The organism is Myxococcota bacterium (assembly GCA_039030075.1).
Lineage (GTDB): Bacteria > Myxococcota_A > UBA9160 > UBA9160 > SMWR01 > JAHEJV01.
This window is the reverse complement of sequence record JBCCEW010000028.1, coordinates 17197-30184: the sequence shown is the minus strand read 5'-3', so window position 1 is coordinate 30184 and position 12988 is coordinate 17197. Positions and strand designations below refer to the sequence as shown.

Here is a 12988-nt window from a genome sequence, read left to right as displayed (position 1 = left end):
ACCTTCGCCGCGCATGCCGCTCCACCTGGTCTTCGAGAAGGAAGACGCGCCCTCCACCCGGATCCGCCTGGTGCAGATGGCGCCTTTCCTCGAACGGGAGGGCATCGCCTGCCGCATCGCGCCCTACCCCCGCACGGCCGCGGGCCGACGGGACCTGGCCGCCGCGCTGACGCCGGGGGACGCCGTGCTCTTCCACCGCGTGCGACCAGGGCGCCGCGACGCCCGCTGGTGGCGCTCGCTCCCCGCGAAACGGCTCTACGACTTCGACGACGCGGTGATGTTCGGTCGGCGACGCGGCTGGCGCGGCGCCTGGGAACGCCAACGACGTCGCCGGGGCTTTGCGCGTGCCCTGGAAAGCGTCGACGCGGCCACCCCGGGCAACGCGTTCCTCGCCAGCCACGCGTCCGGACTTCCCTGCCGCGTCGTACCGTCCGCGGTCCGGATCGACGTTCCCCGCCAGGCGCCGCGCGCGGCGCCTGCCCGGCTACGGATCGGCTGGGTCGGGCGCGCCTCGAACTGGGGCTACGTCTCCGCCATCGCCCCCGCACTGGAGCGGGTGGCCGCGGCCCGGCCGATCGAAGTGATGGCCATGAGCGAACACCGCGTCGCCCTCCCCCGACTGCCGGTGCGCTGGGTCCCCTGGAGTGCGAAGGAAGAAGCCGCGACCGTCGCCGGCTTCGATGTCGGGATCATGCCGCTGGCGCGGAACGAGGTGTGGTCCCGGGGCAAGTGCGCCTACAAGCTCTTGCAGTACCTGGCCGCCGGCGTGCCCGCCGTCGCGAGCGACGTCGGAGCGAATCGGGACATCCTCGACGACGGCGTGAACGGTCTGCTCATCACGAGTCTGGAGGCCTGGACCGAAGCGCTGCTGGCGCTGGCCGACGACGACGGATTGCGCGAGCGACTCTCCGCCGCAGGCCGCGCGACGGCGCCCGCCTACGGGTACGCCGCCGTGGCCGCCGAACTCGCGGACTTCCTGCGCACGCTCGAACCGCACATCGCTTCCAGGTAGCGGGGCGCGACCCGCTCCACCGAGAAGCGCGCAGCGCAGCGACGCCGGGTGGCCGCGTCTCCCGGCGCCTCGAGGGTGCGCGCCATCGCCGCGGCCAGCGCCGCCGCGTCCTCGACGGGAACCAGCGCGTCGGGCAGCGTGTCGCCCAGGATCTCGGTCGGGCCGCTCGGACACGCCGTGCTCACGACCGGAGCGCCACACGCGAGCGCCTGGATCAGCGCACCGGGCAAGCCCTCGAAGCGCGAGCTGCAGACGAAGAGCGCGCACTGCGCCATCCAGGCAAACGGGTTGGCGACGAACCCGGGGAACGCCACGTCCTGCGCCAGCCCGAGGCGCGCCGCCTGGCGTTCCAACGCGCCCCGCTCGGGGCCCACACCCAGGATCGCGAGCCGGGCCACCCGCTGGCTCCGCAGCCGCGCGAAGGCGTCGAGCAACACATCGAAGCCTTTCTGGGGCTTCAGCTTCCCCACCGCCAGCACGAGCGGCGGCGCTTCGGGAGCGCACCACGGATGCACCGGGCGCTGCTCCGCGAGCCTCGGGAGGTCCGGCGTCACGACCGGATTCCCGGTGACCCGGATCCGTTCGGGGCCCAGCCCCGTCACCGCGGCGAGGTCGGCGGCGACACCGGCGGATACGGCGAGAATCGCGTCCGCGTCGGGGTACCACGCGGTCGCCAACGCGGGCAGCACACGCCAACGCCGGCCACGCGCGGAACGCGCGCGCGCGCTCAGCGTGTTGCGCTCACTGATCGCGATCCGCGTGTCGACCCCGGCACGCGCCCGGGCCCACAGCGCCGTCACGTTCCCGTAGGTCAGAAACGAGAGCAGCGCACGCGGCCGTTCTCGTCGCAGGTAATCGGCCAACGCCGGTGCGGCGCCGAGAACCGGCGATGCGCTCGGGTGGCTCAGCGCGGGACCCAGGCGCCGCGCGCCGCGCGGATCGCCGAAGGCCGCGCGCCAGGGCCCGGCGACGCCCCCGGTGCCCAACTCGATCGTTCGCACCTCGGGCGGTACGTCCTGCGCGAGATGTCCGCGCCGGCGGGCGAGGACGAGATCCACCGGGAAACCGCGGGCCGCGAAGTCGCCCGCGAGGATCAGCGCATTGCGCTCGGCCCCGGCCCCGTCCGCGCCCAGCGAGCGCAGGAAGAGCGCCAGTCGCGGGGCCGCGCTCAACCCGAACTGCTTTCGAGGAGTCCCGTCAAAATCCCCGGATTCACGAACTTCTTCTTCCCCTCGAGGAGTGAGCTCTTGAGCCAGAACGCGCGGAACGACAGCTCGACGAAGGGGAAATACGCAAAATAGTCGGGGCAGCCCTGGGCCTTCAGGGCGTCGAGGAACGCGGCGCACGCGTCGGGCCGGGTCCACCAGCGCAGGCACGCCTTCGCGGCGCCGACCCCGAGCAGCTGGTCGGCCGCGAGGCTCTCGATGTCGACGGCCCGCAGCCGGTCGCTCGGAGACGTCACGAAGTTCTTCGGAATGGCGTCGCTGCAGTCCACGCCTTCCCACACGTGGGAGGGCGCGATCCCGTCGGCCCACTCGGACAGCGCTCCGGCGGTGGCTCGATCCAGGACGCGCACCTGTTCCAGGAACGCGAGGTCCGCACGTAGCTCGGTGAGCCAGGGGGTCTCGCGCAGCGGGACGCGCCGCGGCGCGCGCTTCTGGAGCGTGGCCAGCAGCGCGGCGAGGTCCGGGAGCACCGCTTCGTCTCCCCGCCCCACGGGCTCCCCGGGAATGAACTCGACCCACAGCTCGCGCTCGCGCTCCAGCAGCAGCAACGGGTAGATACGGTCGGCGGCGAACTGCCGCAGCCGCTGGGCGCAGTCGGCGGCGTGGTGGGAGTCCGCGAACACGACGCGCTTGCACGGCATGCCATCGAGCTCGACCCGGTAGACCCGCTGGCGACGCGGCGGTCGCGGGCCCGGGGACGGCGTCGCCGCGCGGATCCAGCGCGACCACGGCTGCAGCGAGCGCTGTCGGAAACCGGTCAGAGCGACGCCCCCCTCGACGCCGATCTTCGCAGCTCGTCGCCGAAAGCCCAAGCTCTGCCGACTCAGACCTCGGCGAGGTAGGGCGGCGCGGGGTCGTACTCGATGTAGCGCCGCACGGTGCGCGCCACGTCGACTCCGTAGAGCTGACCGGCCAGCCAGAGCGCCATGTCGATCCCCGCGGAGACGCCGGCCGCCGTCACGAGCGAGCCGTCGCGGACGTAGCGCACGTCCGCCAGCACCTCGACGTCGGGATATCGCGCCCGCAGGGTCTCGACGAAGTTCCAGTGGGTCGTCACCCGGCGCCCCTGGGTCAGACCGGCTTCGCAGAGCAGCAGCGAGCCGGTGCACACGCTGGTCGTCCAGGTCGTCCCGGGCCCGATCTTCCGCAGCCATTCGACGAGCTCGGGCCGCTCCACCTCGCGCCGCGTGCCCTGCCCGCCAGGCACCAGCACCACATCGAGCTGGGTCACCTGGTCGAGGGTCCGATCGGGCAGCACCCGCAGCCCTTTCGCACAGCGCACCGTGTCCCCGCGCTCGGCGACCGTGAACACCTCGAGGTCGTCGCGCGCCTGGGCGAGCGAGGCGAACACCTCCCAGGGCCCGACGAAGTCGAGCTCCTCCACGTCGTCGAACAACAACATTCCCAGGGTCAGGGCCATGCCGGCACCTCCGTCGTTTCCCACGTGCAGCGGGCAAAGCTCTCGCGGTAGGCCGATGGCGACACCCCGAGCTGCCGCTGGAACGCGCGACGCAGGGTCTCGGCGCTGCCGAAGCCGCAGGCGTCGGCCACCTCCTCGACGCTCGCCTCGCTTTCCTCCAGGCGGCGGCGGGCCGCCTCGACCCGCGCTCGCTCGACGTACCGGGCCGGCGTCACCCCGAGTTCGCGGGCGAAGACCCGGGCGAAGTTGCGGGGACTCATCGCCATCCGCGCGGCCAGCGCCTCCACGCCCAGCTCGGCCTCGGGGTGGTCGTGAATCCAGTGCTGCAGCTCGGCCAGCGAGGGACGCTCGCTCCAACGACTCTCCAATTGCGCGCTGAATTGGGACTGTCCGCCGGGACGCTTCAAGAAGAGCACGAGCTGTCGCGCCACCGCACGCGCCAGCTCGGTCCCGAGGTCTTCCTCGACCAGTGCGAGGGCGAGGTCCATCCCCGCGGTGACCCCTGCGGACGTCGCCACCGCGCCATCGCGCACGAAGATCCGATCGGCGTCGACCCGGACCTGCGGGTAGGCCCGGGCCAGCGCTTCGCACACCTCCCAATGCGTCGTCGCGCGCCGGCCGTCCAGGAGCCCGGCCTCCGCCAGCACGAACGCCCCGCTGCACACCGAGGCGAGCCGGCGAACGCGGCGCGGACTGCGTCGCACCCAGGCGAGCGTGTCCGGCTGCTGCAAGACCTCCCGCACCCCGAGGCCTCCCGCCACGATCAGCGTGTCGAGCGGCCCGCGGACCTGCCCCAGCCGGCGTTCGGCCACCAGCATGACGCCGCCCGAGGTGCGCAGCGGTCCCGCCTCGCGGGCGACCACCTCGAGCGCGTAGCCCGGATCGCGGTGACCCGCCTGGGCGAGCAGCCGGCTCGCCATCGCGAACACTTCGAGGGGCCCGGTGACGTCGAGGATCTGCACGTCCGGGAAGGCGAGCATCGCGATGCGCCGCGGGCGGGCGGAGGTCGGCGCCCGGCCTCGGGACGTCGCCCCAGACCCCCGAGCGGTCCCTGCGAAGTCGACCGAGGTCGTTCCGTTTCGTCCCATGCGCTCAGGCTGGCACGCGGGTCGCCTGGCATCAATGACGGTGTTCCCACGAATTCGGCCAGCCGGGTCCGGACCCCGGTCGGTCAACCCGCGGGCGCGCCCGACCGATGCGGAGGGCATGCGCTGGCGCTCCACACTGCTCTGCGGCCTCCTCGCCACCACGCTGGGCACCTCGGCCTGCCTGATGCCGACCCGGGGGACCCCGGTGTTCGTCGACTCGTTCGCCGGCGACTACTGGTCGGGCGAGGGCCTGCTCGTCGAGGTCAGCCCGGACCAGAAGCAGTGCAGGGTCGCGCTCCGCGACAGCGCGCTGATCGTGCGCGAGGAATGGGTGGCGTGCACGTCGGTCCACCCGCGCCGCGGACGCTAGCGACGACCCCTCCGCAGAGGCGCCTCAGCCCTTGCCGAGCTCCTCGTCGATCAACGCCTTGAAGGCCGCGAAGGGCTGAGCGCCCGACAGGAACCGGCCGTTGATGAAGAAGGCCGGCGTCCCGGACACGCCCAGGCGGGCGGCCTCGGCAGTATCCGCTTCGACACGGGCTCTTACCCCAGGATCCTGAAGGTCCTTCTTGAACTGATCGACGTCGAGCCCGATCTCCGCTGCGTACGCGAGGTACTTCGCTTCGCTCATGCCGCGCTGGTCCGAGAAGATCTTGTCGTGCATCTCCCAGAACTTGCCCTGCTTGTGGGCCGCCTCCGCGGCCGCGTGGGCCGCGGGCGCCTTCGGGTGGATGCTGAGCGGCAGGTGCTTGAAGACGATCTGGACCTTGTCGCCGTAGGTCTGTTCGACCTGGCGCAGGGTGGGCATCACCCGGTTGCAGAACGGGCACTGGAAGTCGCTGAACTCGATCACCTTCAGGGCCTTGGCGTCGCCCTTCGCGGGAGATCCCTTCGTGTTCACCGCGTAGCGACGACTCGGATCCGGGCGACCGGGGCGATCGGCGCGGCGCGGCTCGGGGCGCGTGGGCGCGGCGATCTGACCGAAGGTTTCCTTGAGCGAGGCCACCTCGTCGGCCGCGTTCTGGACCGAGCCCTGGATCAACAGCGCGGCGGCGACGATCGCCGCACCGATGATCAGGGCGCCGATCACGGTCGCGCCGGCGTTGTTGTTCTGCGCCACGAGAAACCCTCCGCTGGGAAGCTTCGATGGGGTCCCACAGCGCCGCAACCGCGTGTCGGGGGCGGCGCTCGGGGGATGGGCGAGGAACCTAACCGTTCGCCCCGGCCGACGCCCGTTCTGTGCTATCTCGCTCGCCGCGGGCCGATCACCGCTCCCCGCGCCCCCAGAGAGAACACGTGGAAACGTCTTCCCGGGCTTCGAGACGCGAATGGATCTTCCGCAGTGTGGCGGTGGTCCTGGGCATCCTGATCCCCTTCGGAATCGTCGAGGGCCTGGCGGCGATCGCCCTCTCGATCGAGAAGCGCAACTACAAGCCGCAGATGCCGGCCGAGGTCGAGGCCGCCATCAATGAAGACGACCGTCACATCCCGACCCTCCCCGACCCCTTCCTGACCTACCGCGTGCAGCCCGAGATCCAGCGCGAGCGGGTCCAGACGAACGCGCTGGGTCTGCGGGAAGGGCCCATCAGCACCACCCCTGCACCCGGCACGACGCGCATCCTGTTCCTCGGGGGCTCGGTGGCGTGGGGCTACACGGCGAACTCGAACGACGACACGATCTCGAGCTACCTCGAAGCGGCCCTCGAGCAGCGCGCCGCGTCCGACCCGGCGCTCGCCGGGCAGCGATTCGAGGTGCTGAACGGCGGCGTGCCCGCCTATGTGTCCTGGCAGGAGGCACTCGCCTACGCACTCGAGCGTCGCACGCTCGGCGCCGACTGGGTCGTCACTCTGGACGGCACCAACGACGTCGCCTCGGCGATCATCAACAGCCGCGCCGGCGTTCCGATGCGCTTCCGCGCCACCGAAGCCGCCTACCTCGCGGCCCAGCCCACCCTGCGCCAGGCACTGCGCCACTGGTTCTGGTCGGGGGTCGGTGACCTGCGCGTCGTGAAGGCCTTCGAGCGCCTGCGACCAAAACCCCTCGAGGCCTACGACGCTCCTGCGCCGACCGCGATCGCCGACTCCCTGGCCGCTTCCCTCCGCTACCTCTCGGACGCCGCGGAAGCCGAGCAGGCGCGGGTCCTGACCGTCCTCCAGCCCATGGTGATCCTGCCGGACACGAAGCCCCTCGCCCCCTTCGAGGAGCAGATCGTGGTCGCTCACGACCGCAAGATGCCCGGTCGCAACGCGTACTACGCGGAAACGTTCGCTGTGTTCCGGGAAACCCTGACGGCGCTGTCCAGCGAACGCGCTCCGGTCTTCGCGTGGCTCGACGCCACGGACGTCTACCGCGAGACCCCCGAGATCACCTACACGGACCATTGCCATCTGACGCCCACCGGGCGACGCGTCCTCGCCGATGCGATCGCCGACCGGCTGATCCTCGCGTTCTCCAGCGGCTCCTAGGCGCCGCGACCCGGGTCGCGCCGTCGCCCAGGCGCCCATCCGACGACACGGACATGGGCGCCCCTTCAGGAAGCGGCAACCCGCTCCGCCGCCGTGGCAATTTTCGCGCCGCGCGCACGGCGGGGTGGAGTCTGGGCCCCCTGGCGCGCGTGCCCCTTCAAGGGCCCGCCCCCGCCGGCCGATGCAAGAGACGCTGTGCACGTCGAGCCTCGCTGATGACCCAAGAACTCTCGGCTCCGAAGACCCTGATCGTCCACGACGGCGAACTGGCGGATCTCTGTCCGCTCTTCGAATCGCTCGGCACACCGTTCACCGACCGCTGCGGCGAACCGTCCCTCGAGGACCGCGAGACCCAGTGGTCGCTGGTCATCGCGACACCGAAGCGGATGCTCAGTCTCCACCTGCATCCCTCGGACATCCAGCCGGCCCAGATCGCCGTCCTCGACCAGGAGTCGAAGACGCTTCGCAACACGCTGCGCCGCGCCGGAATCCGGCTGATGGTGCGCCGCCCGGTCCATCGCTCGGCGCTGCGCGCGCTCGTGCTCCACGCTCTCTATCGCGGTCCCGAGAAGCGACGCAACGTGCGCGTCAGCATCGGCGCCCACGTGCGCTACCGGGCGGGCTGGCGCCAGCGCCCCGCCCTGCTCGCCGACCTCTCGCTCGGCGGCTTCCGGCTGCTGACCCACCAGCCCGTGAAGCGCGACCAGAAGATCGCGCTGCAGATCCCCGCCGCGATCTCCGGCGAGAAAGCCTTCTCGGCGAAGGGCCGCGTGCTGCAGTGCACCGCCTCGGAGAATCTGCCGGGCACCCTGATCGTCACCGCGCGCTTCGAAGGCATGAGCACGCGGCTCCACCAGAAGCTGCGCAAGACGATCGAAGCCCACGCCAGTGGCCCTGCGTTGTACGAGGGCACGAAGGACGCTTTCGCGGTCGCCCCGAACGCCGTGGCCGGCGCTCCCCTGTCGGATGCCGACGCGGACGAGAATGCCGACAGTGAACGCCGCGAGAGCGCGCGACACGCGATGGAACGCCGCGTGATCGCCCTGGGTGACGAAGCCAGCAAGGTGCTCATGGGGCGCGATATCTCGGTGGGCGGCATGCGCGTCAACCCGACCCCCATGCTGTGCCTGGGCAGCGACCTGCAGCTCGCCGTGCACGTGGGCAACCGGGAAGTCCCGCTCGTCGTGCGAGCCCGCGTCCATCGGGACGACGGCGAGAAGGGGATGGTGCTGCGCTTCCACCAGCTCGACGCCGAAGCCTCGCGCTACCTGAACGAGATGATGGACGAGCTGCCGATCGTCGACGACGACGAAGGCGACGGCTACCTCGTCACCGAGATCCTCGAGGCCGACTGACCCTCCCGGGCTTCCACGCCCGACCGGGCTCGACCTGCACCACCCAGGTGCGTCGGCTGAAGAGACCGCCCGCCGTGCGCGCCTCGACCACGATGTGGTGCGCACCGACATCGCCGGGACCGGGTCGCCAGGCGAGCCAGCCTCGTCCGTCGCCGCGATCGCGCAACCGAATCCCCCGCGACGACAGGGGCGAGCCATCGGCGAAGCGGCCGTGAAGGGTGAGCGCCGCGCGTTCGGGGCCGTGCGCGCGAACTCGCAGCCAGAGGAGTCGGCCCGTGCGGACCGTGCGCGGCGGGAGCGGCAGGACTTCCGGGAGCCGGGCTCCGAAGATCGCCCGGCCGCCGGCGCGATCGTCCTCCCAGACGACCCGGGCTCCCGAGACGTCCGGCGCGTCCTGATCCCCGGCCGCCCCGGTCAGGCGCTGGACGGGACACTCACGCGTGTCGCGGTCGTATTCACAGACGTAGACGTCGCGGTTGCCGTCCTGGACCCCGCTCCACGTGATCCGGCGGCCGGAGATGCGGGGACGCCCGATTCCGCCGGTCGCCACCACCGCGGGCTCACAGCGACCGTCGGCCTCCCGGTGACACGCGACGAGGCGGTCGGCGAAGTCACGCCAGGCCACGAGCGAACCCGCGAGGTCCGTCTCTTGCGCCGGGATCTCGGCGGGCACTGGCTCCGGCTGGGCACACCCGTTGCCGGTCAGCCGACAGCGCAGCGTAGCCGGGAAGCCCCCGCTCCAGTCGGTCCACAGCAGATCGCGCCGCGACAGCACCGGGTCGGTCTGTCGCCCTGCGGTGTCGGGCATCGGCCAGGCCGCGCAGCCGCGGGCCGTGAACTGACAGCCGAGCAGTCGCTGCAGGCCGCCGACCTGCGCCGTCCAGACCAGGAAGCGGCGCGAGAGGGTCAACCGCTGACGACCGGCCTCGCCCGCCGCCACCGCCTGCGCATCACAGGCCCCGCCGATCCGGCGGATGCGGCAGGTGTGTACTTCGTTGGTGGCGGCCCGGTCGTCGAACCAGGCGAGGCGCCGACCGGCGAGTCGTACTTCGTTCTGATCCCCCGGCCCGGAGACGGCTCGCCACTCGTGGAGCGCGTTCCTCGGACCCCAGGCCGTCACGAAGATCTCGCTCCCGAGATCTTCGTCGGGCGCCTCTTCGAGATTGCGGCGCGACTGCCAGGCCACCCACGCTCCCGATAGGTCGGGCGCCTCGGCGTTCTGGCCGGGAGAGGACAAGCGCACCGGCTCCTGGTGCTCCAACGCAAACGGCAGGTATTCGACGACCTCGCGCCCGTCGCTGCCTCGAACCGTCAGGCGGAACAGCACCGATCCCGGCGCGTAGGTGCCGACCGGCCACTCGGCGAGCACGCCGTCGGTCGCGCGCCCGCCCGCGCGCAAGCCCACCACCTCGAATCCCGACGGCACGAGCCCCCGACCGACCGCGAGCTCCCGAAACACGTCATCGCCGAACACCTCGCCTTCGAGGGCCAGCGTGTCGCCACGCAAGACGACCACGGCGCCCGGCAGCGGGTACGTGAAGCGCGCGCCGGCGGCCGGCGGATCCGTCTCGAGGGCGACCGCGGCGTCCAGCACGCCGGCTCCGCTCTCGGCGTCGTGTCCAGGCGCCCCGACGTCGCGCGCCGAGGCGCGCAGGATCCCGCGCACCTCCTCGGGCGTGAGCGCGGGGCGGTCGGCGAGCAGGAGCGCCACCGTACCGGCCACATGGGGCGCCGACATCGAGGTGCCGACCCAGCGCAGGTACTCCCCGGCGACCGTGAAGGCCCCGGCGCCATCCGCGTTGTCGTTGGCACCCGATGAACGCGTCGAGAGGATCGCGCGCTGCGCGAAGAAGCCGGGACCCAGCGGATCGGCGCCGCCGGGCGCGAGCAGGTCCATCAACAGGCCGCGGCTGCTGAACGCGGTGGTTTCGTCCTGGAGCCCCGACGCCCCCACCGCGATCGTCTCGCGTCGGTTCTCGGGGCTGTAGAACAGGACGTCGTCGCTGCGATTGCCGGCCGAGGTCACGATCACCGCGCCCAGGGATTCGGCCAGCGCGACGACCTCCTCGATCACCGGGTTCTCGGGACAGCGCTGACCACAGGACCAGCTGTTGTTCACGACGCGGGCGCCGTTCCACAGGGCATACGCGACGCCCCGGGCCAGCACCTCGACCGGCGCGCCCTCGTTCTCGGGGAAGACCTTGACGCCCATCACTGTCGCGCGGGGCGCCACGCCCGCGACACCGACGCCGTTGCCGCCAACGGCCGCCACCGTCCCGGCCACGTGGGTGCCGTGCCCCCAGTCGTCGAAGGGGTCGGCGTCGGAGACGTCTTCCGGGTCGTCGAAGTCGCCGTCGTCGTTCGCATCGATCGAGTTCGCGAAGTCGAAGCCATGGAAGTCGTCGACGAAACCGTTCCCGTCGTCGTCAACGCCGTTGCGCTCGTCGGGCTCGATGCGACCACTGCCATCGAGGTCCTCGCCGGGGTTCACCCAGACGTTCGCGACGAGATCCGGGTGTTCGGTGTCGAGGCCCGTGTCGACCACGGCCACCAGCACGCCCTCCCCGCGCGTGCGGGTCCAGGCTTCGGGCGCGCGGATGCGGTCGAGTCCCCAGAGATCGGCATGGTCCTGGCCCCACGCGCCGGAGCTCGCGAGGAAGGGATCGTCCGCCACGAAATCGATGCGTCCCTCGAAGTTGGGCTGGGCCCAGACGACATGGGAGTCCGCCGCGTAGCGGCGGGCGGCCTCTGCCGGGTTCGCACCGGGCGGAAGCGCGACCCGGTAGACGTGGGCAAGATCCGGCGGATCGGGAAGTCGCGCGCGCCCGGGCAGCCGCGCGCGCGGCCGCGTGGCCCGCGCCCGCAGCGCTGCGCGTTGAACCTGGAAGGATCGGCCATCCGAGCGGCGAAACACGGCGCGCACCCGGCGCACACCCAGCTCGGCATGCAGCCGGTCGAGGCTCTCGGAGCCGTCCTCGAGGATCTGCGCCATCGGCCGGCCCATGCGTTGCTGGTGTTCCGCACAGGCGGTCACCGCGGCGGGACCCTCGGCGCGTAGCCGCACCAGGATCTCGGCGGCGGCGATCGGCATCGCGAGAAGCAGCGTCGTCCCCAGGCTCAGGGCGAACCCAGCCTTCGAGCCAGCGCACACGATCCGTCGCGACCACGGCATGTGCCGAGTCTACGGGCGGCGCGCCTGGCGGCACGGGGAATCCGCGCTCGCACCTCGGTTTCCGGGGCTACGGTCCGCTCCGATGATGGCCGCCGACTGCCCGCATCGACCTCCCTGTCCGGGCTGCCCCCGCTTCGGCGACGCGGCCGTGCCGCCCCGCGCCCGGGAAGCCCTGCGGGCGTGGAGCGCCGCGCATGGGGGCCCGGAGCCCGCCTTCGAGACCGCGCGCGGGCTGGGCAGTCGCCATCGGGCCCGCCTGATGGTCCGCGGGCGCACCCGCGTGCCGAAAGTCGGTCTGTTCCAGGCCGGCAGCCACCGGATCGTCGACATCCCCCGCTGCGCCGTGCATCACCCGACCATCAACCGGGTCGCCGCCGCAGTGAAAGAGGCCGCTGCCGGCGTCACGAGCTACGCCGACGCACCCCACCGCGGGAGTCTGCGGGCGGTCCAGGTCGCGGTCGCGTCCGAGAGCGGGCGCGCCCAGATCGTGCTGGTCGAGAACGCCCGCGAGCCGGGCCCGGTCGCCGCGATGGCCCCGGCTCTCGCACAGCAGCTCGGTGACGCACTGCTGGGGCTGTTCTGGAACGGCAATCCCGAGCGCACGAACACGATCCTCGGACCCCACTGGCAACACCTCGCCGGTGACGCACTGCTGTGGGAGCGGGTGGCCGATGGCGACGTCGCGTACCCGCCCGCTGCCTTCGGACAGAGCCAACCCGAAGTCGCGGACGCGATCGCCCGTCGCGTCCGCGCTTGCGTGACACCCGGACGCCGGATCGTCGAGTTCTTCGCCGGGACGGGCGCCCTCGGGCTCGCGCTGCTCGGCGCCGCGGCCTCGGTCCACTTCGTCGAACTGAACCCGGCCGGCGCGATCGGTCTGCAGCACGCCCTCGCGCGACGCTCTGCCGCCGAACGAACGCGGGCCGAGGCCTCCACCCGCGCCGCCGAGGATTGCACCGACCTGCTCGCCGAAGCCGAGGTCGTGGTGCTCGACCCGCCGCGCAAAGGCGTCCATCCCGCCTTCCTCTCGGCGCTCGCAGTCAGCCCGGTGCAGGAAGTCGCCTGGGTGAGCTGCGGACTCGACGCGTTCCTGGCACAGGCCACCCAGCTCCTCGCAACGTCGTCGCTGCGCCTCACGGGTCTCTGGGCGTACCCGCTCCTTCCCTTCACCGAACACGTCGAGACCGTGGCCCACTTCCGCCGCTAGCGGAGCTTCGCCCCGTATACTGCGCGCCCCAGCACGAGGCCC

The 12988-nt window shown here is 72.0% G+C and carries 11 protein-coding genes; 5 read left to right on the top strand and 6 right to left on the bottom strand.

Going from position 1 to position 12988, the window contains the following annotated elements:
- The first annotated feature begins 13 nt into the window (after positions 1–13).
- Positions 14–1012 (top strand): glycosyltransferase, encoded by a 999-nt coding sequence (locus tag AAF430_22490; GenBank protein MEM7413018.1) that lies wholly within the window; start codon positions 14–16, stop codon positions 1010–1012.
- Here AAF430_22490 and AAF430_22485 read toward each other — a convergent pair.
- Genes AAF430_22485 through AAF430_22470 form a run of 4 tightly spaced genes read right to left on the bottom strand, consistent with a single transcriptional unit; the run spans position 937 to position 4638 of the window.
- Complete coding sequence (locus tag AAF430_22485) at positions 937–2184, bottom strand: glycosyltransferase (protein ID MEM7413017.1); 1248 nt, start codon at positions 2182–2184, stop codon at positions 937–939. The two genes, AAF430_22490 and AAF430_22485, sit on opposite strands and share 76 nt — an antisense overlap.
- On the bottom strand, positions 2181–3050 hold the full coding sequence (locus AAF430_22480) for a hypothetical protein (GenBank protein ID MEM7413016.1): 870 nt from the start codon (positions 3048–3050) through the stop codon (positions 2181–2183). Before AAF430_22480 ends, AAF430_22485 begins: the two co-directional genes overlap by 4 nt.
- An 11-nt stretch (positions 3051–3061) precedes the next feature.
- Positions 3062–3658, bottom strand: a complete 597-nt coding sequence (locus tag AAF430_22475) for a DJ-1/PfpI family protein (GenBank protein MEM7413015.1) — start codon at positions 3656–3658, stop codon at positions 3062–3064.
- Positions 3649–4638, bottom strand: a complete 990-nt coding sequence (locus tag AAF430_22470; protein MEM7413014.1) for a helix-turn-helix domain-containing protein — start codon at positions 4636–4638, stop codon at positions 3649–3651. Before AAF430_22470 ends, AAF430_22475 begins: the two co-directional genes overlap by 10 nt.
- 226 nt (positions 4639–4864) lie before the next feature.
- Between AAF430_22470 and AAF430_22465 the strand changes: the two genes are divergently transcribed.
- On the top strand, positions 4865–5116 hold the full coding sequence (locus AAF430_22465; GenBank protein MEM7413013.1) for a hypothetical protein: 252 nt from the start codon (positions 4865–4867) through the stop codon (positions 5114–5116).
- Between the two features lie 24 nt (positions 5117–5140).
- Here AAF430_22465 and AAF430_22460 read toward each other — a convergent pair whose 3' ends face one another.
- On the bottom strand, positions 5141–5866 hold the full coding sequence (locus AAF430_22460) for a DsbA family protein (GenBank protein MEM7413012.1): 726 nt from the start codon (positions 5864–5866) through the stop codon (positions 5141–5143).
- Positions 5867–6090: 224 nt separating this feature from the next.
- On the opposite strand from AAF430_22460, the gene AAF430_22455 reads away from it, so the two are divergent.
- Together AAF430_22455 and AAF430_22450 are read left to right on the top strand one after the other, a co-directional pair.
- Positions 6091–7212: an SGNH/GDSL hydrolase family protein gene (locus tag AAF430_22455; GenBank protein ID MEM7413011.1), complete on the top strand. Its 1122-nt coding sequence runs from the start codon at positions 6091–6093 to the stop codon at positions 7210–7212.
- Positions 7213–7427: 215 nt separating this feature from the next.
- Positions 7428–8567 carry a PilZ domain-containing protein gene (locus AAF430_22450; GenBank protein ID MEM7413010.1) on the top strand — a complete coding sequence of 380 codons (1140 nt, stop codon included), beginning with the start codon at positions 7428–7430 and terminating at the stop codon, positions 8565–8567.
- Here AAF430_22450 and AAF430_22445 read toward each other — a convergent pair.
- Positions 8542–11739: a S8 family serine peptidase gene (locus AAF430_22445; GenBank protein MEM7413009.1), complete on the bottom strand. Its 3198-nt coding sequence runs from the start codon at positions 11737–11739 to the stop codon at positions 8542–8544. The two genes, AAF430_22450 and AAF430_22445, sit on opposite strands and share 26 nt — an antisense overlap.
- Before the next feature lie 82 nt (positions 11740–11821).
- On the opposite strand from AAF430_22445, the gene AAF430_22440 reads away from it, so the two are divergent.
- Positions 11822–12946, top strand: coding sequence for a hypothetical protein (locus AAF430_22440; protein ID MEM7413008.1), 1125 nt, complete (start codon positions 11822–11824; stop codon positions 12944–12946).
- The last annotated feature ends 42 nt before the right edge of the window (positions 12947–12988 follow it).